20 protein-coding genes are annotated in these 20342 nt (G+C 64.7%); 9 read left to right on the forward strand and 11 right to left on the reverse strand.

Features of this window, described 5'->3' with window-relative positions:
• Positions 1-143 precede the first annotated feature (143 nt).
• The 3 genes from ACM43_RS32435 to ACM43_RS32445 form a co-directional block, all read right to left on the reverse strand.
• Positions 144-1163 (reverse strand): S1C family serine protease, encoded by a 1020-nt coding sequence (locus tag ACM43_RS32435; RefSeq protein ID WP_271545620.1) that lies wholly within the window; start codon positions 1161-1163, stop codon positions 144-146.
• A gap of 91 nt (positions 1164-1254) precedes the next feature.
• Positions 1255-1704: a hypothetical protein gene (locus ACM43_RS32440; RefSeq protein ID WP_057026817.1), complete on the reverse strand. Its 450-nt coding sequence runs from the start codon at positions 1702-1704 to the stop codon at positions 1255-1257.
• A gap of 7 nt (positions 1705-1711) precedes the next feature.
• Positions 1712-3310: a GMC family oxidoreductase gene (locus ACM43_RS32445; protein ID WP_157280922.1), complete on the reverse strand. Its 1599-nt coding sequence runs from the start codon at positions 3308-3310 to the stop codon at positions 1712-1714.
• 201 nt (positions 3311-3511) lie between these two features.
• Between ACM43_RS32445 and ACM43_RS32450 the strand changes: the two genes are divergently transcribed.
• A complete protein-coding gene (locus ACM43_RS32450; RefSeq protein ID WP_036026008.1) occupies positions 3512-4300 on the forward strand; it encodes a thermonuclease family protein in 789 nt (262 codons plus the stop codon).
• A gap of 441 nt (positions 4301-4741) precedes the next feature.
• Here ACM43_RS32450 and cyoD read toward each other — a convergent pair whose 3' ends face one another.
• The 4 genes from cyoD to ACM43_RS32470 are packed head-to-tail and all read right to left on the reverse strand — an operon-like array spanning position 4742 to position 8589.
• Complete coding sequence (gene cyoD, locus ACM43_RS32455) at positions 4742-5128, reverse strand: cytochrome o ubiquinol oxidase subunit IV (RefSeq protein WP_271545625.1); 387 nt, start codon at positions 5126-5128, stop codon at positions 4742-4744.
• Positions 5125-5766: a cytochrome (ubi)quinol oxidase subunit III gene (locus ACM43_RS32460; RefSeq protein WP_036026017.1), complete on the reverse strand. Its 642-nt coding sequence runs from the start codon at positions 5764-5766 to the stop codon at positions 5125-5127. Before ACM43_RS32460 ends, cyoD begins: the two co-directional genes overlap by 4 nt.
• Positions 5766-7766 carry a cytochrome o ubiquinol oxidase subunit I gene (gene cyoB, locus ACM43_RS32465; RefSeq protein ID WP_271545677.1) on the reverse strand — a complete coding sequence of 667 codons (2001 nt, stop codon included), beginning with the start codon at positions 7764-7766 and terminating at the stop codon, positions 5766-5768. The genes ACM43_RS32460 and cyoB overlap by 1 nt, the downstream gene beginning before the upstream one ends.
• Entirely contained in the window at positions 7756-8589 is an 834-nt protein-coding gene (locus ACM43_RS32470; RefSeq protein ID WP_271545627.1) for a cytochrome ubiquinol oxidase subunit II, read from the reverse strand. The genes cyoB and ACM43_RS32470 overlap by 11 nt, the downstream gene beginning before the upstream one ends.
• A 243-nt stretch (positions 8590-8832) precedes the next feature.
• On the opposite strand from ACM43_RS32470, the gene ACM43_RS32475 reads away from it, so the two are divergent.
• A complete protein-coding gene (locus ACM43_RS32475) occupies positions 8833-9633 on the forward strand; it encodes an SDR family NAD(P)-dependent oxidoreductase (RefSeq protein WP_271545629.1) in 801 nt (266 codons plus the stop codon).
• 44 nt (positions 9634-9677) lie between these two features.
• Here ACM43_RS32475 and ACM43_RS32480 read toward each other — a convergent pair whose 3' ends face one another.
• Positions 9678-10979, reverse strand: a complete 1302-nt coding sequence (locus ACM43_RS32480; protein ID WP_271545678.1) for a PQQ-dependent sugar dehydrogenase — start codon at positions 10977-10979, stop codon at positions 9678-9680.
• Between the two features lie 261 nt (positions 10980-11240).
• Between ACM43_RS32480 and ACM43_RS32485 the strand changes: the two genes are divergently transcribed.
• The 3 genes from ACM43_RS32485 (at position 11241) to ACM43_RS32495 (ending at position 13787) form a co-directional block, all read left to right on the forward strand.
• The gene (locus ACM43_RS32485) at positions 11241-12431 is read left to right on the forward strand and encodes a urate hydroxylase PuuD (protein WP_271545631.1); all 1191 of its coding nucleotides are present in this window, start codon (positions 11241-11243) and stop codon (positions 12429-12431) included.
• Positions 12432-12577: 146 nt separating this feature from the next.
• Positions 12578-13435, forward strand: a complete 858-nt coding sequence (locus ACM43_RS32490) for a VOC family protein (protein ID WP_271545633.1) — start codon at positions 12578-12580, stop codon at positions 13433-13435.
• Between the two features lie 76 nt (positions 13436-13511).
• Positions 13512-13787, forward strand: coding sequence for a hypothetical protein (locus ACM43_RS32495; protein ID WP_271545635.1), 276 nt, complete (start codon positions 13512-13514; stop codon positions 13785-13787).
• On the opposite strand, the gene ACM43_RS32500 is transcribed toward ACM43_RS32495, so the two are convergent.
• Positions 13784-14821, reverse strand: coding sequence for a L,D-transpeptidase family protein (locus ACM43_RS32500; RefSeq protein WP_442869358.1), 1038 nt, complete (start codon positions 14819-14821; stop codon positions 13784-13786). The genes ACM43_RS32495 and ACM43_RS32500 overlap by 4 nt on opposite strands.
• Positions 14822-15000: 179 nt before the next feature.
• Between ACM43_RS32500 and ACM43_RS32505 the strand changes: the two genes are divergently transcribed.
• Positions 15001-15963 carry a lytic transglycosylase domain-containing protein gene (locus ACM43_RS32505; RefSeq protein ID WP_271545637.1) on the forward strand — a complete coding sequence of 321 codons (963 nt, stop codon included), beginning with the start codon at positions 15001-15003 and terminating at the stop codon, positions 15961-15963.
• Between the two features lie 42 nt (positions 15964-16005).
• Here ACM43_RS32505 and ACM43_RS32510 read toward each other — a convergent pair whose 3' ends face one another.
• Positions 16006-17070: a DUF1236 domain-containing protein gene (locus ACM43_RS32510; protein ID WP_271545639.1), complete on the reverse strand. Its 1065-nt coding sequence runs from the start codon at positions 17068-17070 to the stop codon at positions 16006-16008.
• Positions 17071-17156: 86 nt separating this feature from the next.
• Here ACM43_RS32510 and ACM43_RS32515 point away from each other — a divergent pair, with 86 nt between their 5' ends.
• Positions 17157-17615 carry an NUDIX domain-containing protein gene (locus ACM43_RS32515; RefSeq protein ID WP_271545641.1) on the forward strand — a complete coding sequence of 153 codons (459 nt, stop codon included), beginning with the start codon at positions 17157-17159 and terminating at the stop codon, positions 17613-17615.
• An 11-nt stretch (positions 17616-17626) separates the two neighbouring features.
• Here ACM43_RS32515 and ACM43_RS32520 read toward each other — a convergent pair whose 3' ends face one another.
• Positions 17627-18610, reverse strand: a complete 984-nt coding sequence (locus ACM43_RS32520; RefSeq protein ID WP_271545643.1) for a Bug family tripartite tricarboxylate transporter substrate binding protein — start codon at positions 18608-18610, stop codon at positions 17627-17629.
• A gap of 427 nt (positions 18611-19037) precedes the next feature.
• On the opposite strand from ACM43_RS32520, the gene ACM43_RS32525 reads away from it, so the two are divergent.
• Positions 19038-19673 (forward strand): hypothetical protein, encoded by a 636-nt coding sequence (locus ACM43_RS32525; protein ID WP_271545644.1) that lies wholly within the window; start codon positions 19038-19040, stop codon positions 19671-19673.
• A 29-nt stretch (positions 19674-19702) separates the two neighbouring features.
• Positions 19703-19939, forward strand: a complete 237-nt coding sequence (locus ACM43_RS32530; RefSeq protein WP_271545682.1) for an HGGxSTG domain-containing protein — start codon at positions 19703-19705, stop codon at positions 19937-19939.
• The last annotated feature ends 403 nt before the right edge of the window (positions 19940-20342 follow it).

A 20342-nucleotide genomic window follows, 5' to 3' on the forward strand; every position in this document is an offset into this window, starting at 1 on the left:
GGGGAAGGCCCATGCTCTCTCCGCGTCATTGCGAGGAGCCCTTGCGACGAAGCAATCCAGAGTCTTTCCGCCGAGACAGTCTGGATTGCTTCGCTTCGCTCGCAATGACGAGATCGTGGAGACGTGCTCGCTACCGCTCTGCGCTAGCGCGCCGGCTTGCGCTCTACGGGATCGATGTCGATCGCCCGGAGGCGGCCGAGGCGCAGCACGTCCATGGGTAGCCGGCGGCCGATCCGGTCGCGGTCCAGCACGCGGATCAGATCGTCGACGCCGTTGATCTCGACGCCGTCGAGCCTGATCACGACGTCGCCGGGCAACAGGCCTGCCTTCGCCGCCGGTCCATCCGGCTCGATCTGCATCAGAAGCGCGCCCATCTTGTTCTCGACGCCGGCCAGCACCGCGTGCCGCCGCGGGACCGGCGCGGTCTGCCCGGCGACACCGATATAGGCGCGGCGGACATAGCCGTGGCGGATGATCTCCGACAGCACGAATTGCGCGGTGTTGCTGGCCACCGCAAAACAGATTCCTTGCGCGCCATTGATGATCGCGGTGTTGATGCCGATCACCTCGGCATGCGACGACACCAGCGCCCCGCCGGAATTGCCGGGATTGAGCGCGGCGTCGGTCTGGATCACGTCCTCGATGGTGCGCCCGCTCACCGAGCGGATCGAGCGGCCGAGCGCGGAGACCACGCCGGCCGTCACCGTCGATTCGAAGCCGAGCGGATTGCCGATCGCGATCACAAGCTGGCCGCGCCGCAGATTCTTGGAATTGCCGAGCGCGGCATAGGGCAAGTGCCGCACGCCATTGGCGCGCAACAGCGCCAGATCCGTGTCGGGATCGACGCCGAGCACCTGGGCGTCGCCGACATGGCCTTCGACGTCGCGCAGCCGGATCTCCTTCGACGTGCCGACGACATGGCTGTTGGTGAGCACGAGTCCGTCCGGCGAGATCACGATGCCGGAGCCGAGCCCGCCGCGCTTCCGGCCGTTCGGCACCTTGGGGCCGGTCTCGACGCGCACGACCGCAGGGCCGACGCGATCGGTGACGTCGATCACGGCATGGGAATAGGCGTCCAGCAGCGCCCGGTCATCGGCCGGGCCAGGCGCCGTCGTCCGCGATGACGGTGCGTCATCGGCGATATCTGAGGTGAAGTCCAACATGGCAAGAGTCCTTGAGGCTCACACAGATGGTGGCCTGCTCCCGCCGATGCAAGTGGCCCGCCTGGAGCGCTGGGCCGGACTGCCCAGATGGCTAGGGCGGGCGCCGCAGCGAACCACCTCTCGCCTTGACCGGATCGAGCAGCGACCAGTCCCCCTCTGGGAGCACATGGCCCTTGGGGAATGGCGCGCGCAGCTCGAGCCCCAGCGAGCCCAGCACGCGGTCGTCGCGGTAATAGCATTGCAGCACGACACGGACGAGCGTTGCCGCGGCGGCACCGCCGCTCTTCCGAAACTCGTGCACCACCGCATCGCGTCTGGCGGCATCGAGCTCGGCGAGCGGGGCGCCGGCGAGCCGCGCCAAATGATCCAGCGCCGCCGCGACCAATTTGGTATCGCGACCGAGCGTTGCTAGCATGTCCGCCTGGATCGCGGGATCATCGGCGCCCGGCACCTTGTACTCGTCACTGGCCGGGATGATCATCGCGGCGATAGCGCGGAGATCGTCGCGCTGCCTGCGTGTCAGTTGGTTGTCTGCGGACATTACAGCCTCAATCGAACAAATTGGCGAGGCGCTGCTTCATCTGGTCGGCAATGTAGAGCGCGAGGGCCTGGATGGTGGAAGTCGGGTTCACGCCGCCCGAGGTGACGAAGATGCTGCCGTCGACGATGAAGAGGTTCTTCACGTCGTGCGAGCGGCCCCATTCGTTGACGACGGAGCGCTCGGGGTCGGTGCCCATGCGCGCGGTGCCGAGCAGGTGCCAGCCGCCCCAGGGAATCGGCGAGTTGACGCAGATGTCGGTCGCGCCGGCCGTCTCGAGAAACTCGCGGCCGCGCGCCAGCGCGTGCTCCATCATCTTTCGGCTGTTCTCGCTGATGGTGTAGTCGACCTTCGGCGCGGGAATGCCGTGGCTGTCCTTCAGCACCGGATCGAGCGTGACGCGATTGTGCTCCTCGGGCAGGTCCTCGCAAATCGCGGAGAAACCCAAGCGATGGCCGTTGAGCCTGCGGAACACGCGGTGGTGATCCTCGCCCCACGGCAAGATGCCCTTCTGCTCGCTCACGACCGCTTCGAACACCGGCCCGGCCCCGCGCACGAACTGAACGCCATAGCCGCGCACGAAACCGCGCGACAGGTCGGTGTCGTACCATTGCTTGCTCCACAGGCAGGTCGGCGGCGCGCGGTTGGAGTCGGTCGGCTCCTTCACATAGCCGTAGATCTGCGCATAGGGATGGAACATCAGGTTCTTGCCGACGAGGCCCGACGAATTGGCGAGACCGTTGGGGAAGCGGCCCGATGCCGAGTTGAGCAGCAGCCGCGGCGTGCCGACGCCGTTGCAGGCGATGACGACGACATGCGCGGGCTGAAACTGCTCGATGCCGTCCTTGTCGTAATAGACCACGCCCGAGGCCATGCCGTTCTCGTCGGTGGTGATCTCGCGCACCCGGCAATGCGTGCGCAGCTCGACGCCGGCGCGGATCGCATGCGGCCAATAGGTGATGTCGGTGGAGGATTTTGCGCCTTGCGCGCAGGCCGGCGTGCAATGCCCGAGATTGATGCAGCGCGCCCGGCCCTCGTAGTCCATCGTCGCGACCGTGGTGTCCGACGGCCACCAGTGCCAGCCGAGCTTGTTCATGGCCTTGCCGATGATGGCGCCGGACAGGCCCATCGGCTGCTGCGGCATCGGCGGATGCGTCAGCGGCGACAGCGGATCGCCTGACAGGCCCGACGTGCCCATCATGCGATCGTTCTCTTCGAAGAACGGAGTCAATGCCTCGTAGTCGATCGGCCAGTCGTCGGCGACGCCGTCGAGCGTCTTCACCTTGAAATCGGAGGGATGCAGCCGCGGCCAGTGCGCGGTGTACATCACCGTCGAGCCGCCGACCGCGTTGTAGTTCACGACCTTGATCGGAGAGTTGTCGTCGTTGATCGGGTAGTCCTCGGGCCGGCCGCGCACGTTCGGGCTCGACGACCATTCGCCGTAGAACTTGGCCTCCCAGTCGCGGCCCGTGCTGGGATATTCCGCCGGGTTCATCCAGCCGCCTTGCTCCAGGCAGAGGATGTGCATCTTGGTCTCGGCCAGCGACCACGCCACCGCCGCGCCCGAAGCGCCGGCGCCGATGATCAGGACATCCACAGGGTCTTTCATCGCAACCTTGTCCTCCCCCCTCGCCGCTTACCGGGCGATTCGGCCTTTCGCGCCTCGCAAGGCCGGCAAACGATACGGGCAGAGCGACGGCGGAGTAAAGCCGCGGGGCCGGAATGTTGCACTTCGCGAGGCGCAGACCATTGGTCTCGCCCCATCCGGATGCTAGGAACGGGGCGCACGAGCCATCGATAGCGAGACCGTATGTCCTTCCAGAAAATCTTTGCAGCCGCCCGCGCTTTTGCGCTCGTTTCGTTTCTCGCCTTGTCAGGATTTCTGGCCTCGTCCGGACCAGTTTCCGCGCTGACCGGCGCCGCGACGGCCCGTGACGGCAACTCGGTCCAGCTCGGCGACGTCACCTACCGGCTCGACGGCGTCGACGCGCCGGAGCTCGACCAGGTCTGCATCGACAATAAAGCCGATGCCTGGACCTGCGGCATCGAGGCCCGCGACCAGCTCGCGAAGCTCATCAACAAACGAACGGTGCGCTGCGACGATGTCGGACCCGAGAAGAGCTTTGGCAAGCGGCACCGCGCCATCTGCACGGCCGAAGGCGACAAGGCCAGCTTGAACGAGCAGCTGATCAAGCTCGGCTTTGCCCTCGCACGCGAGCCGATGAAGGCCAACGTCAAGCCGGCAGCCACCGAGGCCAAGACGACGGCGGCGGGGATCTGGAAGGGCTGTTTTGTTGCACCGCAAGATTTCCGCAGCGGCAAGAAGGACGGCGCGCTGCTGGGCACCGCCTGCCGCCCGGACCGCGACAAGGAAATCCGCGCCGTGCTGTTTCCGGAGGAGCTGACGATGCCCCCCAACTGCAGCATCAAGGGCAAGCTCGCGGTGCGCGCCCGCGTCACCGGCAATATCGGCATCTACCATCTGCGGGGATGCCCGAGCTATCCCGCGACCACGACACCGGATCGCTGGTTCTGCTCGGAGGACGACGCCCAGGCGGCCGGCTTCCGCAAGGCCTACAATTGCCGTCGGCCAAGGTGAGCAAGCTCCCTCACGCAGCCGTGAGTGGTAATCCGAGACCGTATTGATCCGGAATTGAACTTCGTCGGCGGTTGCTGCATTTGTAAGCCTACGCAAGCGCCTTGCGCGAGCGTTCCTTGGCAGCAATCCAGCTTCGGCCGATTGTCTTTGCTTGGGCGTTTCCTCCCTAGACTTGGGCCGCTTGTCACAAACAAGCGGCTCTTTCTTTTTGTGCGTCGCTAAAGCAAAGCGACCCTTTGAATCGATGCGAGCTCCGGGGTTCACCTCTCCCGAAGGGAGAGGTCGGATCGCATCGACAGATGCGATCCGGGTGAGGGGTTACGGTCCCACCGCGTATTGCGGCCCCTCACCCGGATTGCTTCGCAATCCGACCTCTCCCCGCTGGGGAGAGGTGAACCCGAACAGCGACCGATTCCAATCTCATTGCACGAAAGAGCGCCATCACTGCATCCGCATGATCTGGTCCATCGGCGGCATGTTGGCGTTGAGATTTGCCATGATCCAGACCGTGCCGCCGACCACCAGGAACACCACCAGCAGCCCGAAGGCGAGCGCCAGCACGTTGTTGGTGTTGTCGGGGCCGGTGGTGATGTGCAGGAAGAACACCAGATGCACGCCCATCTGTGCGATCGCGAGCACGATCAGCGCGACGGGAATCGAGGGCTGCCAGACCAGGTCCGTGCCGGCGATGAAGAACGACGTCGCCGTGAGCAGCAGCGCGAGCACGAGCCCGACGACGTAACCGAGGATCCTTGCGCCGACGCTATGCTCTTCTTCCTCGCCCGGCGCGAGGTCGCGTTTGACCATCCCAAGCGTCTGCTCACTCATGGCGCGCTCCCGAGCAGGTAAACGACGGAGAACACTGCGACCCAGACGATGTCGAGCGCGTGCCAGAACAGCGCAAAGCACGTCATCCGGCGCAAGATGTCGGCGCGAAAGCCCTTTGCGAACACCTGGGCCATCATGGTGAGCAGCCACAGCACGCCGGCCGAGACGTGCAGACCATGGCAGCCGACCAGCGAGAAGAACGCGGTCAGGAACGCACTTCGTGACGGGCCATAGCCACGCGCGATGAGGTCGGCAAATTCGCGAAACTCCAGCACGAGGAATATCAGCCCGAGCACGCAGGTCACGGTCATGCTAAGATAAAACCAGAACCGGTTGCGCACGTCGGCGGCGATGCTGGCCATGCCGCAGGTGAAGCTCGACAGCAGCAGGCAGACCGTCTCGATCGCCACGTTCCTCTGCTCGAAGATCTCCGCGCCCTTGGGGCCGCCGGCGGTCTGGCCTGACAGCACCGCATAGGCAGCAAAGAAGCAGGAGAACATCACGATGTCAGAGAGCAGGAAGATCCAGAAGCCGTAGGCGGTCACGATCCGCTTCGGAGCGGGGCCAGGATGCTCGATGACGAGGCCGATATGATGGGGATCGGCGTGCGCGTGGCCTGCGGTCGCGGTCATCGCCATCAGACTGCTCCCGCCATGCTGACGAGGTTGCGCCGTTCCTGGATGTTGCTGCGGTCGATGCGGGCGACCTCCTCGGCCGGAATGACGTATTCGTCATGGTCGCGCCAGGCGAACACGACGAAGGTCGCCCAAGCGCCCAAGCCGCCCAGGATCACCATCCACCAGATGTGCCAGATCAGCGCGAATCCCATGATGGTGGCGAAGAAGGCACAGACGAATCCGGTCGGGGAATTCCGGGGCATCTCGATGTCCTGATAATCCGGCGTCTCATGCGCGAGCGATTGCTGCTTCGCGCGCGCCTTCATATCCCAATAGGCGTCCTCGCCGCGCACATCGGGGTTGAAGGCGAAGTTGAACGCCGGCGGCGGCGACGAGGTTGCCCATTCCAGCGAGCGCCCGTCCCAGGGATCGCCGGTGCGGTCGCGCAACGCCTCGCGATTGCGGATGCTGACGACGAGCTGCACGATCTGGCAGATCACCCCGATCGTCAGCACCGCCACGCCGACCGCCGCAACGATCATCCAGGGCCGCCAGGCCGCCACGTCGTAGTGCTGCATGCGCCGGGTCATGCCGAGCATGCCGGCAATGTAGAGCGGCATGAATGTTATGAAGAAACCGATGAAGGTGAACCAGAACGCGGCCTTGCCCCAGCGTTCGTCGAGACGGAAGCCGAACGCCTTCGGGAACCAGTACTCGAAGCCGGCAAAAACGCCGAACAGCACGCCGCCGATGATCACGTTGTGGAAGTGCGCCACCAGGAACATGCTGTTGTGGAGCATGAAGTCGGCCGGCGGCACCGCGAGCAGCACGCCGGTCAGTCCGCCGATGAGGAACGTCACCATGAAGCCGACCGACCACAACATCGGGGTCGCAAAACGGATGCGGCCGCCATACATCGTGAACAGCCAATTGTAAATCTTCACGCCGGTCGGTATCGCAATGATCATGCTGGCGATGCCGAAGATGGCATTGACGTTGGGACCTGCGCCCATCGTGAAGAAGTGGTGCAGCCAGACCATGAAGGAGACGACACAGATCGCCATGGTCGCGAGCACCATGGAGCGATAGCCGAACAGCGCCTTGCCGGAGAAGGTCGAGACCACCTCAGAGAAGATGCCGAAGGCGGGCAGCACCAGGATGTAGACCTCGGGATGACCCCAGGCCCAGATCAGGTTCATGAACATCATGACGTTGCCGCCGGCCTCGTTGGTGAAGAAGTGGAAGCCGAGATAGCGGTCGAGCAGCAGCATCGCCAGCGTCGCGGTAAGGATCGGGAACGCCGCGACGATGAGGAGGTTCGAGGCCAGCGTGGTCCAGCAGAACATCGGCATGCGCAGGTAATTCATGCCCTTGGTGCGCAGCTTCAGCACGGTGGTGACGAGGTTGATGCCGGCCACCAGCGTGCCGACGCCGGAAATCTGCAGCGACCAGGCGTAATAGTCGACGCCGACGCCGGGCGAATAGGACAGTTCCGACAGCGGCGGAAAGGCGAGCCAGCCGGTGCGCGCGAATTCGCCGACCACGAGTGAGATATTGACCAAGAGCGCACCCGTCGCCGTCAGCCAGAAGCCGACCGAATTGAGCGTCGGGAAGGCGACGTCGCGCACGCCGAGCTGGAGCGGTACGATGAGGTTCATCAGCCCGATCACGAACGGCATCGCCACGAAGAAGATCATGATCGTGCCGTGCGCGGAGAAGATCTGGTTGTAGTGCTCCGGCGGCAGATAGCCCTGCGACTGATACGCCACAGCCTGCTGGATCCGCATCATGATGGCGTCGCTGCCGCCGCGCAGCAGCATGACCGAGGCGAGCAGGATGTACATGACACCGATGCGCTTGTGGTCGACGCTGGTGATCCATTCGTGCCAGAGATAGGGCAGATGTCCCTTCACCACGACCCAGCCCAGCACGCCGAGGATCGCGACAAGCACCACCCCGCCGGCGACGAGCGGAATCGGCTGGTCCAGCGGGATGGCCGACCAATCGAGCTTACCGAGCATCATGGCCCCCACTGTGCGACCGGCCTGCATCGGAGGCGAGGGCCGGCCCGGGCCCCGGCGGAATGTGCTGGGTCGCGATCAAATCGAACAGGCGCGGATCGTCGAGGCGGTAGACCGGCCTGCCCTTCTCAATGCCCTGCTGCATCAGCTTCTTGTAGCTGTCCTCGTTCAGCACCGCGTCCGTCTTCGCCGTATTCGCCACCCAGTCTGGGAAGGCGAGCGGCGAGATCACGTTGACGTCGAACATCATGTCCGGGAAACCGTCGCCGGAGAAATGCGCGGACAGGCCCTGCAGCTTGCCTTCGTTGTCGGCGCGCAGGTTCAGCTTCGTCACCATGCCGTTCATGGTGTAGATCATGCTGCCGAGCTGCGGGATGAAGAACGTGTTCATCACGCTCGATGACGTCAGCTGGAAATTCAGCTCGGCGCCGGCCGGCACCGTCAGCGTGTTGACGGTGGCGATGCGCTGGTCCGGATAGATGAACAGCCATTTCCAGTCGAGCGAGACCGCCTGGATTCGCACCGGGCTGCCGGTGCCCGGCACGGGCGCGGCGGGATCGAGCTGGTGCGAGCCGATCCAGGCGACGCCGCCGAGCAGGATCACGGTGAGCGCCGGAATCGACCACACCACCATCTCGACGCGGCCGGAATAGACGAACTCCGGCTGGTAGCGTGCCCTCGGATTCGAGGCGCGAAACCAGAACGCGAAAGCCAGAATCGCGAAAATGGTCGGCACCACGATCACGAGCATGATGAAGACCGAATCGACCAGGATGGTGCTGTTGCCAGCAGCCACGGGCCCTTGCGGATCGAGCAGATTCATCGGCAAGCCACTAGTGGTTGGGAAGCCCCGGGACTGAGCCTAGCGCGGGAAAGGCTCCGCGACAAACGCAGCGAGGCCGGAACGGTTCCTGGACCGCAACGGCCAGCCATGCGCGATGGACCGGCCGCCACATGCAATTCCGTGTGATGTCAATGACATGAACGCGGAAAGCGCGCTCTTCTCTCCCAGGAGCGCGATTGCTAGTCTGCACGAAAATAATGACAAGGACGGGAGTGAGCCGAGATGCGCTTGAAGGACAAGGTCGCGATCGTCGTCGGGGCCGGGCAAAGCCCCGGCGAAGGCATGGGCAACGGCCGCGCGACCGCGCTTACCTTCGCGCGCGAGGGCGCCAAGGTCTTGTGTGTCGACCACCATCCGGAATCGGCGCAGGAGACGGTCACGATGATCACCGCGAAAGGTGGCACGGCGGCGGCCTTCAAGGCGGACGTGACCAAGGCTGCGGACATCAAGGCGATGGTTGCGGACGCGCAATCGCGCTGGGAACGTATCGACGTGCTGCACAACAATGTCGGCGTCAGCCTCGCCGGTGGCGATGCCGAGCTGCTGCAATTGACCGAGGAGGCCTTCGATCGCGTCGTCGCCATCAATCTGAAGAGCTGCATTCTCGCGGCGAAGGAAGTGATCCCGATCATGCGCGCGCAGAGAAGCGGCGCCATCATCAACATCTCGTCGATGGCCGCGATCACCACCTATCCTTACGTCGCCTACAAAGCGACGAAGTCGGCGATGATCGCCTTCACCGAACAGCTCGCCTACCAGAACGCCGAATACGGCATTCGCGCCAACGTCATCCTGCCCGGCCTGATGAACACGCCGATGGCCGTCGACACCCGCGCCCGCGAATGGCACAAGACCCGCGCCGAGGTCGAAGCCGAACGCGACAGCAAGGTGCCGCTGCGCAGAAAGATGGGCACGGGCTGGGACGTCGCCAACGCCGCGCTGTTCCTGGCGAGCGATGAGGCGAATTTCATCACCGGAGTGACGCTGCCGGTGGATGGTGGTGCGAGCGTGAGACGGGGCTAGGTCGAGGCAAGCATGCTGCTCTTACCCTCCCCTGGAGGGTAAGATCAGTGCGTCACCCGCCAGATCGTGCCGTTGCCATCTTCCGACACCAGCAGCGATCCATCCTTCGCGACCGCTACGCCCACCGGACGTCCCCACACCTCCGTGTCGTTCACGACGAACCCCGTGACGAAATCCTCGTACTCGCCGGTCGGCTTGCCGTCCTTCATGCGGATGCGGATCACCTTGTAGCCGGTGCGTTTCGACCTGTTCCAGGAGCCGTGCTGGGCGGCGAAGGCGTCGCCCTGGTATTCGGGCGGAAACTGCGCGCCCTGGTAGAAGGTCATGCCGAGTGAGGCCGAGTGCGGCTGGATCAGCACATCGGGCACCGTCACCTTGTCCTTGAGATCCGGCCGCGCGCCGGCATGGCGCGGGTCTTCATTGCCACCGATATAGAACCACGGCCAGCCGTAGAACGCGCCTTCCTTCACGCTCGTGACGTAGTCGGGCACGAGGTCGTCGCCGAGGCCGTCGCGCTCATTGGTCGAGCACCAGGGCAGACCGGTCTGCGGCTGGATTGCGAGGCCGACGCAGTTGCGGATACCGGTGGCATGGATCTTTCGCTCCCTGCCGTCAGGGTTGAAGGCCAGCACCGCGCCGCGCTCGAGCTCGCTGGCCCATGTGGCGCCGAGCGGCTGCGTCTTCGCCCACGCCTCCATCCCGCCGGGCGGCGTGCCCATGCCTTCGGCGACGTTGCTGAGCGAACCCACCGACACCAGCATACGCGTGTTGTCGGGCGTGAAGACGATATCGCGGGTGGAATGGCCCCCATCCGGCAGGCTTGCGACAACCGTCTCCGCCTTGCCGCGCGCCTTCACATCGCCGGCCTTGTACGGAAAGCGAACGACGCTGTCGGTGTTGGCGACATAGACCCATTGCGGATTGTCGCCGTTCGGAAAGAAAGCGATGCCGAACGGCTGCCGCAGGCCGCTGGCGAAGATCTCGTTGGTGGCGACCTTGCCGCCCTCGCCCGCGCGCAGCACCCGAACGGTGCCGGCGCGTGTTTCCGCAACGAACACGTCGCCATTCGGCGCCACGCGGATGATGCGCGGCGCGCGCAGGCCTTCGGCGAACAGCTCGATCTTGAAGCCGGAAGGCACCTGGAGCTGGGCTTCCGGCGGACGCGGCACCACGCGCGACGAGCTCGCAACCGATCGCGTGGCGCCGGGCCTGACCAGATCCTGCGGCCGGATCAGCCTGACCGTGCCGGGCTTGTCGGCGCGCCAATCGCCATAGGCGTCCTTGCCCTGCAACACGGGCTCGGCGTGTGCACCGGCCGCCGCAGCAGCCAGCAGCGCTGCGAGCATCGCCACGAACGTTATCCTGTCGCTCAATTCGTCGTCCTCCGCCTTGCTCGTGTCGTGCGTCAACGCCGATCACCCGCAAAAGGTCTCGGCGGGTTTGGCGCCTGCCGAATCCCACGTCAGTTCATGCCCGCACGATGTGCATCAGCCGCAGTCCATCATACTGGAAAATGCGGTTGAACGGTGCGACACATTGTGAGGGCGGCGATCGCCGGTTACGGTCATGGAGGCTGCGGCATCCAGGTCGCGCCGGATGAGGAGTTCATGTGGGGATCCGTTATATCGGAATGGGCGAGCCTGCTGCTGCGCTGGCTGCACGTGGTGGCCGCAATCGCCTGGATCGGCAGTTCCTTCTATTTCATCGCCCTCGACCTCAGCCTGAAGCCGAAGGCCGACCTGCCGGGCGGCGTGCAGGGCGAGGCTTGGCAGGTCCATGGCGGCGGCTTCTACCGGATTATGAAATACCTGGTCGCGCCCAGCCAGATGCCGGACGAACTGACCTGGTTCAAATGGGAGGCCTACACCACCTGGCTGTCCGGCTTCGCGCTGATGGTGGTGGTGTATTATCTCGAGGCCGACTTGTTCCTGGTCGACAAGTCGATCCTCGACCTCACATCATTCCAGGCTGGACTGTTCAGCTTCTGCAGCCTGGCGCTGGCGTGGCTGCTCTATGAGGCCGCCTGCCGCACCGGGCTCGCCCAGCGCGAACTGCCCTTCGCCATCGGCGGCTATCTGTTCCTGGTCGCACTCACTTACGCCTTCACCCATGTGCTGAGCGGACGCGGCGCCTTCAACCAGATCGGCGCGATCATCGGCACCATCATGGTGGCCAACGTCTTCACGCTGATCATCCCGAACCAGAAGAAGATCGTGGCCAGCCTGATCGCCGGACAGGCGCCTGATCCCAAGCTCGGCAAGGCCAGCAAGGAACGCTCGGTCCACAACAATTACCTGACGCTTCCCGTCGTCGTGCTGATGATCAGCAACCACTATCCCCTGCTCTACGCCACGCGCTTCAACTGGATCATCGTCGCGATCGTCCTGGCGCTCGGGCCGGTGATCCGCCACTTCTTCAACGAGCGTCATGCCGGGCGCAAATCGCCCTGGTGGGTGTGGGGCGTGGCCGCGGCCGGCGTGATTGCGATCCTCCTCCTCTCCGCCGCCGGACCGCGCGAGGTGAAGACGGGCGCATTGTCGGCGCCCGTCACGGCCGCCAATGTCGAGGAGATCGTGATGTCCCGCTGCAGCATGTGTCACGCGGCCGAGCCGGTCTGGGCCGGCATCGTCACCGCGCCGAAGGGCATTGTGCTAGACACGCCCGAGCACATCCATCGCAACATCCGCCTGATCGGACGGGTCGCGGCCTGGTCCAATTCTATGCCGCCCGGCAACATCACCGAGATGACCGGCGAGGAGCGCGCCGTCCTCGCGGCCTATATCGAACAGGCGCGCTGACGCACGCCGGACGAGGATGCATCGCGCGGAATGAAATTCCGCATCTCTCGCCGAATTGAAAATGACTTGACGGCCCATCCGGCGTAGACATGGCCGGCAGCCGCCGGCGCGGCGCAAAATCAGCTTGCAATCGGGGAATAACAACAGTGGCCCTCAAGAACGTCATCGGTATCGACCACGCAGTCGTCATGGTGAAGGATCTCGACAAGGCTGCCGAGAATTATCGGCAACTCGGCTTCACGGTCTCGCCGCGCGGCACCCACAGCGCGCATATGGGCACCGGCAATTACACCATCATGTTCGACCCCGATTACATGGAGCTGCTCGGCGTGCTCGTGGCAACCGAGCACAATGCGCCGGCCCGCGCCTTCGTCGAGCGCCATGGCGAGGGCATCGAGCGCATCGCTTTCACTGCAGTCGATAGCGCCGCCGGCGCCGAGGAGATCCGTGCACGGGGCCTGGAGCCGATCGGCCCGACCGATTTCGAACGCCCCGTCACGCTGCCAGACGGCACGATCTCGGCGGCGAAATTCCGCACCTTCATGTGGCCGACGGCTGAAGCGCCGGGCGGCGTGCGCATCTTCGCCTGCCAGCACAAGACCCGCGAGACCGTGTGGATCCCCGAGCTGATGACCCACGCCAATGCGGCCAAGCGGATCAAGCAGACGCTGATCGCAACGCCAGAGCCCGCCAAGGAGGCCGCGCATCTCGCCCGCCTGATCGACCGCGAGGCGAAGACCGACGCGGACGGCGCCGTCATCGTGCCCTCCGGCGGCGATCGCGCCGACTTCGTCTATCTGACGCTGGACCAGCTCGCCAAGCGCTATCCCGGCGTGTCGCTGACCGGCCTCTCCGAACGCGGTGGCGCCGCGCTGGTGCTGGTCAGCGGCGATCTCGCCGCGACCGAGAAGGCGCTGGGGCCGGCCGCCGTGCGGAGCGGAGCTGCGATCTGCGTGCCGCCGGCCAAGGCCAACGGCACCCTGCTCGCCTTCATTGCCGGCTGATTTGAACCAATTCTTTAACGGGCGTTTACCCGGCGGCTGTAGACTTCCCGGCCATCAAGCCACCGGGGCCAAACGCATGTTCAAAGAGGGATCGCCGATCGCCTATGACGCGCCGGCCGAGTTGAAGAAATGGCCGTCGCTGAAGGGCGAGCGGCTGAAGGATCGCGGTTCGCCCTATCTCGTCTACAACGGCACGCTCGCCGAATGCGTCCGCGAGCTCATGGGCAAGCCGATCAAGGGCATCTCGCTCTACGACATCATGACGACGCCGCAGGCCGCCTTCGATCAAAACGTGCTGTCGCCCGGCGACGCCGCGGAGATCGCGATGCGCAAGGATTTTCCCAAGGACTAGTTCGCGGCACGCTTCGCAGCGGGCGTGCCCTGCCGCTTCGATGAAGATTCCGTCGGCGCATCGAGGAAGACGACGGGCATGCCGCGCTTCACGTTCTCGCCAAGCACCCGCGCGTCCCAATTGGTGAGCCGAACGCAGCCGTGCGACGCCGACTTGCTGACCTTGTCGGGCTCTGCCGTTCCGTGGATGCCGTAGCCCTGCGCCGACAGGCCGATCCAATATGCGCCCACCGGATTGTTCGGTCCCGGCTTGATGTCGAACGGTCTCTTGGACTTGACGCTCTTGAACTTGTACTCGGGATTGTAGCGGTAGGTCGGCAGCTCGTGGCTGGCGGTGACCTTCAGCGTTCCCGTTGGCGTCGGGCGATCCGGACTGCCGACTGACGCCGGATAGAACGCCAGCAGAGCGCCGCTTGCGTCGAACGCTTTCAAGGTCCCGTTGGTCTTATCGACTTCGAGCCGGGCAATGCGCGGCAGCTCGCGCCGCGCCGGAACATTGGCAACCACGATCGTCTCTCCGGCCTTGTCGAACGCCTTGCCCGGATTGAGCGCCTTGAGCAGATCCGCGCTCATGTGGAATTTCTCGGCAAGTCCTTCGAGCGGGCTGGTGTAGCTCAGCGCGTCCAGCGACTTCATGTCATCGAGCCTGGGCGGCAGCTTCTTTAAGAACGGTCCCTTCACGTCGGCGTCGGTGATCTTGTAGTCGACGAGAATCGGGCCCTCGCTCGCTGCGGTCAGCCTGTCCCAGAGCTCCGGCGCCACAACCTTGTCAGATGCGATGCCGTTCTGCTCCGCGAACGCCTTGAGCGCCTTCTGCGCGTTCTCGCCGAGCTTGCCGTCAATCTCGCCGGGCGAAAATTGCGCGCGATCGAGCAGCACCTGAAGCTTCACCACGGCTGCATTCAGCTTGTCGGTGGCCGGCGGCTTCGCAGGACGCGCAGCCTCGTTCACCGCGGCCGGATCGAGATTGCCTGCGAGCGCCGGGCCGGCGAGCCACAGCACAATCACCGCGCCAAGCATCCATCGCATCGTCATCGCGCATCCCACTCGCAAACAGCCCCGCAAAACCGCGGATGGTTTCGCTTCGGGAACACCGTAGTAACACCGAAGGAACCGACGAGATCGCAGCTTTGCCGCAATCGGACGGTTAAGAACTTCCTATCGCCGGCGCATCGCTGGCCGTTCATCCACACAGTTCGAGGTTGTCCCAGCAAATGCGATTTGTCGTCGCGGCTTGCGCCGCGTTTCTGCTTCTGATGTGCGATCTCGATCCGTCGGCATCCCGCCAAGCATCACGTTTCGACACCACTGTTCTCAAGAACAATCATGCCTCGTCACTTGTTCCGGTGGTCGAGCTCTTCGTCGCCAGCGTGCAGGCGATCGAGCTTGCCAATGCGCACGCGGCGTACGAGCAGGTGATCGAGCCACCGCGCGCGGTTGAGCCGGTCGTGCAGGCGGAGCCCTCGCCAACCGAACGATTTTGTCACGCGCTGCGCGAGGCCGCAGAATCCAGCGGCATTCCGGTGCCGTTCTTCGCGCGCCTGATCTGGCAGGAGAGCCGCTTCAAGTCCGACGAGGTCAGCCATGCTGGCGCGCAGGGCGTCGCGCAGTTCATGCCGGGGACGGCCGCCGAGGTCGGGCTCGACGATCCCTTCGATCCGATGAAGGCGCTGCCGGCGTCGGCAAAATTCCTGCGCAAGCTGCGCGACGATTTCGGCAATCTCGGCCTTGCTGCCGCCGCCTACAATGCCGGTCCCGGCCGCATCCAGAAATGGCTTGCCAGGCAGAGCGAGCTGCCGCGCGAAACGCGTGACTATGTCCGGATCATCACCGGCACCAAGGCCGAAGACTGGACCGAACGGTCGGAGGCGCTCGCGATCCGCATCGACCTGCCGCGCGAAGCGCCATGCGAAGGCATCGGCAGTCTTTCGAAGGCCAAGGACGTCGCCTGGGTTCCGGTGAACCTGACGCCTTCGGTTGCGAACATCATTCGCAAGGGTGAGCAACTCGCGGCGCGCGTGACGACGAATCTCGCCCGCAAGCGGCTCGCCACACTGTTGCGGAAGAATGTCACGGCTCCCGGCAAGGCCCGCAGCATGATCGCGGCACGCGCGGCCGGAAAGAGCGCGAAGGCGCGCGCCGTTCGTCTCGCATCGCGCGAACGGACATCAGGCTAACGATCGGAGCCGCTCCCTTGCGCGGCTCCAATCGCCATCGACCTAGTCGATCTCCTCGATCACCCTCCGCTCGCGCGGCTCGATGACATAGGTCCGGGTGTCGCGGTGGATGTAGCGATATTCACGCAAGCCCGGCGCATCGCGGTAGACCGTGGTCGGGAACTCCTCGACCTCGACGCTCTCGGGAAGACGGTCACCGACGCGGATCTCACTGCGCGCTGTGCTGCCGGTGGTCCGTACTTCCTTGCGCCCCTCGGTACGGGTTTTCGCATGCTTGCGGATCACCTCGCGATCGCGATCCGAGAACTTGCTGGCGCTACGCTCGCGCGTGGTCGTCGTTGTCGCCGTGGACTGGCCTGAATACGGCAGCACCGTCACGATCTTGTAGGTCGCCGGATCGACCACGACGATCTGATCTTTCACCAGCGCAAAGCTGTAGCCGCGATATTGCGGCACGATCTCAACGACGTCGGGCGGCAGCGTCGAGAGGTGCACGTCGCGCGGCACCACCGTGCCGACGTTCAGCGAGAAATTGACGTTGGTCAGCGGCCGCACGTTGAGGTGCGAGATCGACGCGCTGATCTTGGTCTCCTGCTGCTTGTTGAGGTTGACGTCGGTCTGGGCGGCCGCCTGGTTGCTCGTCGGCGCAGTCGGTGCCTGCTGGGCCTGGTTGGTTCCAGATGCGGCCGGTGCCTGCTGGGCTTGATTGCTGGCCGGCGGCGGATTGGACCGGTCCTGCGCCTGGTTGGTGTTCGCAGGTGGCGGGTTGGCGCTCTGCTGCGTTGCAGGCTGGTTGCCGGCTGCATTGGAATTTGCCGTCCCGCTTTGCGACTGCGCAGTCGAGCCCGTATTGGCGGTGCCGGAGCCGGACGATGGTGGATTGGTCTGCGTGGTCTGGGTCGACGTTCCCGACGGCGGGGATTGCTGCGGTTGCGATGTGGTCTGCTGCGTGTCGGTCGCGCTCGAAGGCGAGGTCGTGGATGGCGCGGTGGAGTTCGACTGGGACTGCGTCGTCTGCTGAGACGGCGAATTCGTGCTGGGCGATTGCGCATACGCGGCGCTCGCCAGCACCACCCCCAATGCGGTGGTTGCCAACAGGCGGATCATGGTTCACTCCCTTTCAACAAATGAAACTGCGCTACTAACCTGCGCTAAGACGCTCAGTTCCACTTTTTCCCGTGCCGGAACCTGCAATGCCATCGAAGAGTGCCGGGATCATCGCTTATCGCAGGCGTGGGAACATCGAGGTGCTCCTGGTCCATCCCGGAGGGCCGTTCTGGCGCAACAAGGATCTCGGCGCATGGTCGATCCCGAAAGGCGAGTACGCGGACGGAGATGACGCAGAGACCGCTGCGCGACGTGAGTTCGCCGAGGAGCTGGGGCAGGAGCTTTCCATGCCGCTGACTCCGCTCGGCCAGGTCAGGCAGCGCGGGGGCAAGCTCGTCACCGCTTTCGCGGCCGAGCTCGATCTCGACGTGCGCAGCATTCGCAGCAACACGTTCGAGAAGGAATGGCCGCCGCGCAGCGGCAAGCGGCAGGCCTTTCCGGAAGTCGACCGCGCCGAATGGTTCACGCTCGACGCGGCGCAGGAGAAGATCAATGCAGGACAGCGGCCGCTGCTCGACCGGCTTACGCTGCTGATCGGCAGATAGCGCGTCGCGCCCTATTCCGCCTTGATGTTCGCCGCCGCGACCACCTCTGCGAGCTCCTTGGTCTCCTTGGCGATCTTCGCGGCGTAATCGGCCGGGCTGAGCACGCTGACGACGCCCTGCGCGCCGAGCTTCTCCTCGGCCGAGGGATCCTTGGCGGCGGCGACGATCTCCCGATGCAGGGTTTCCAGGATCGGCGCGGGCGTTGCCTTGGGCATGAAGAAGCCGACCCAGAACGAGATGTCGAATCCGGGATAGCCGGCTTCCGCCACGGTCGGCACGTCGGGCAGCGCCGGCAGCCGCTCGGCCGAGGACACCGCGAGCGCGCGCAGCTTGCCGGCCTTGACCAGCGGCACGGCGGAGAGCGGATCGAACACCGCCAGCACCTCCTGCGCGAGAATACCGACCTCGGCGGCCGAGCCGCCGCGATAGGGCACGTGGATCAGCTTGATGCCGGCCTTCTGGCTGAGCAGCTCCATGGCGAGATGGGCGAGATTGCCGTTGCCGCCCGAGCCGTAGGCGAGCGCGCCGGGCGCGGCCTTCGCCGCCGCGACGAGATCGGCCACCGATTTGACGTTCGCCGTCTTGGGATTCTCGGGATTGACGACGAGGACGAGCGGCGCCGAGACCACCGTGGTGAGCGGCGCAAAGTCACCTTGCGGATCGTAGCGGATGTCCTTGAACAGCGTCTTGTTCAGCGTGATCGTCGACGAGTTGCAGGCGAGCATGGTGTAGCCGTCCGCGTCCGCACGCGCGACGGCTTCGGCGGCGATCATGCCGTTGGCGCCGGCGCGGTTCTCGACGACGAAGGGCTGGCCGAGCTTGTTGCTGAGGCGATCGCCGATGATGCGCGCGACGACGTCGACCGGGCCGCCGGCGCTGAAGCCGACCATGACCTTGACCGGCCGCGACGGATATTTCTGCGCGAGAGCCTCTGTCGCCAGCGCCGAGGCGCATAGTCCTGCGATGACTGCCAGCAGGCGGGCGGTTCGTTGCATTCGTTCTCTCCCGGACCTCTTGGCGCCGCTTGTGCATGTTTGTTGGTGCGGCGCCTTTGAGTCATGAATAGCGGCCGTGCCGGATTTCGCAATCGGGTTTGGCTGCCGGCATTCCGCGGCACGGCACGTGCGCGCCGCTTCCAAAACAAAAGTGCGAAAACAACCCCATGCACAGTAGACCGCCCCTGCCAGAACAAGGACTTGCGGGCGGCGGACAAATCTTTTCGGATTTGCGAAATAAATTCTGTCGCGTCGGGCAAAACAGTGGCATACTGGCATCATCGCAACAGTCGCGAGCGTCACGGCCTGCCAAGCCGAAGCCGTCCCGACCCGGTTGCGCCAAACCCTTCATCGACATCTCGAAATTCGCATTCGCGCGCAGCAGCGAACGGCCGTTCGCGCCTGCGCCGTCAGTAGGACACAGCACATGACGACAGCTCTCTCACGTCCCATCACTTCGCCGCTCGCGGCATCCGATCGCAGCGCCTCCACAACGAACCCGCGCGTAAAACTCTACAAGCGGCGCATTGCGATCCGCCATCCCGACCCGCATGCCGGCGAGCAGCTGCTGGTCGAGGCGCTCGGCGCCGCCGACCGTGACGCGATGCACGGAATATTGAGGCAATTGGTCAAGGCCAGTGTGGTCGGGCAGAAGCCGGATGAAGCCAATCTCGCCTTCATGATCTCGACGATCAGGAGCATCGCGCCCAAGGATTCCGTCGAGGCGATGCTGGTGTCGCAGATGGTGTCGGTGCACATGGCGGCGATGCGCTGTGCATGCCGGCTCGCCTGCACCGACGATCTCGCGCAGCAGGAGGGCATCGCCCGCGCGTTGACCCGGCTCTCCCGCACCTTCGCCGCCCAGGTCGAAGCGCTGAATCGCCACCGCAACAGCGACGAGCGCGGGATCACGGTGCAAAACCTGTCGGTGCAGGATGGCGGACGGGCGATCGTGGGCAACGTCACGCAGCATGCTCATCTGATCGACGCTCATCCGGACACTGCGTCGGGCGCGGCCGGCGAAGCCGAATGGGCGGACGCAACGCAAGGCGCCCGCGCATGAGCGGCGGCCACGTCCGCAACACGCACGCGATGGTGACGAGCCCGCGCTGCGGGGCGCGGACGCGCGACGGCACCGCCTGCCGCGCGCCGGCGATGCACGGCAAGCCCCGCTGCCGCATGCATGGCGGCGCGCCGAGGTCGGGCGCTCCGAAGGGCAACCGGAATGCATATCGACATGGAATGTGCACACCGGATGGTCGCGCCGAGCGACACAGAGTGAAGACTTTGCTGGAGGACGCTCGGAAGCTTCTGAATGAGCTGAAGTAGATTGCGGCGCGACCTCCGGCGCCGGTCGTGGCACGGGCGAATTGGAGCGCGTCATTTCCGGCGCGAGACCTGACCTAGAAGACGAAGACTCTGATGGATCTAGGGGGCCATATGTACGAAGCTACGAAGCTCGATTAGCAATTGAGTGAGAGCCTGAGCCGTGCGGGACGGCGTCGGACCGATCGGGAGGCCGAAATGCCTATCACCGTTTCTATGATGGGGACGTCAGTTGGTTGTGCCGGTGGCAGACGGAGTGCCGAAATTCGACATTGCCCGGAGTTGCAAGCTCGACGTCGCCGTCACCGCCGGCCTCTCTGTTGATCAGTCGATAAAGAGCTGCTCTGGGCTGGTTATTCACTCAGGCGATTGGTGCTGGTCCCTTCCGGCTGATGGGTGGGTTGAA

Source organism: Bradyrhizobium sp. CCBAU 45321 (genome assembly GCF_028128975.1).
Taxonomy (GTDB): Bacteria; Pseudomonadota; Alphaproteobacteria; order Rhizobiales; family Xanthobacteraceae; genus Bradyrhizobium; species Bradyrhizobium yuanmingense.

Excerpts from the sequence above, each read along its gene's own strand:
- ACM43_RS32435 (WP_271545620.1), bottom strand. The coding sequence starts at position 1,163 with ATGTTGGACTTCACCTCAGATATCGCCGATGACGCACCGTCATCGCGG.
- ACM43_RS32440 (WP_057026817.1), bottom strand. The coding sequence starts at position 1,704 with ATGTCCGCAGACAACCAACTGACACGCAGGCAGCGCGACGATCTCCGC.
- ACM43_RS32445 (WP_157280922.1), bottom strand. The coding sequence starts at position 3,310 with ATGAAAGACCCTGTGGATGTCCTGATCATCGGCGCCGGCGCTTCGGGC.
- ACM43_RS32450 (WP_036026008.1), top strand. The coding sequence starts at position 3,512 with ATGTCCTTCCAGAAAATCTTTGCAGCCGCCCGCGCTTTTGCGCTCGTT.
- cyoD (WP_271545625.1), bottom strand. The coding sequence starts at position 5,128 with ATGAGTGAGCAGACGCTTGGGATGGTCAAACGCGACCTCGCGCCGGGC.
- ACM43_RS32460 (WP_036026017.1), bottom strand. The coding sequence starts at position 5,766 with ATGGCGATGACCGCGACCGCAGGCCACGCGCACGCCGATCCCCATCAT.
- cyoB (WP_271545677.1), bottom strand. The coding sequence starts at position 7,766 with ATGCTCGGTAAGCTCGATTGGTCGGCCATCCCGCTGGACCAGCCGATT.
- ACM43_RS32470 (WP_271545627.1), bottom strand. The coding sequence starts at position 8,589 with ATGAATCTGCTCGATCCGCAAGGGCCCGTGGCTGCTGGCAACAGCACC.
- ACM43_RS32475 (WP_271545629.1), top strand. The coding sequence starts at position 8,833 with ATGCGCTTGAAGGACAAGGTCGCGATCGTCGTCGGGGCCGGGCAAAGC.
- ACM43_RS32480 (WP_271545678.1), bottom strand. The coding sequence starts at position 10,979 with ATGCTCGCAGCGCTGCTGGCTGCTGCGGCGGCCGGTGCACACGCCGAG.
- ACM43_RS32485 (WP_271545631.1), top strand. The coding sequence starts at position 11,241 with ATGTGGGGATCCGTTATATCGGAATGGGCGAGCCTGCTGCTGCGCTGG.
- ACM43_RS32495 (WP_271545635.1), top strand. The coding sequence starts at position 13,512 with ATGTTCAAAGAGGGATCGCCGATCGCCTATGACGCGCCGGCCGAGTTG.
- ACM43_RS32500 (WP_442869358.1), bottom strand. The coding sequence starts at position 14,821 with ATGACGATGCGATGGATGCTTGGCGCGGTGATTGTGCTGTGGCTCGCC.
- ACM43_RS32505 (WP_271545637.1), top strand. The coding sequence starts at position 15,001 with ATGCGATTTGTCGTCGCGGCTTGCGCCGCGTTTCTGCTTCTGATGTGC.
- ACM43_RS32510 (WP_271545639.1), bottom strand. The coding sequence starts at position 17,070 with ATGATCCGCCTGTTGGCAACCACCGCATTGGGGGTGGTGCTGGCGAGC.
- ACM43_RS32515 (WP_271545641.1), top strand. The coding sequence starts at position 17,157 with ATGCCATCGAAGAGTGCCGGGATCATCGCTTATCGCAGGCGTGGGAAC.
- ACM43_RS32520 (WP_271545643.1), bottom strand. The coding sequence starts at position 18,610 with ATGCAACGAACCGCCCGCCTGCTGGCAGTCATCGCAGGACTATGCGCC.
- ACM43_RS32525 (WP_271545644.1), top strand. The coding sequence starts at position 19,038 with ATGACGACAGCTCTCTCACGTCCCATCACTTCGCCGCTCGCGGCATCC.
- ACM43_RS32530 (WP_271545682.1), top strand. The coding sequence starts at position 19,703 with ATGGTGACGAGCCCGCGCTGCGGGGCGCGGACGCGCGACGGCACCGCC.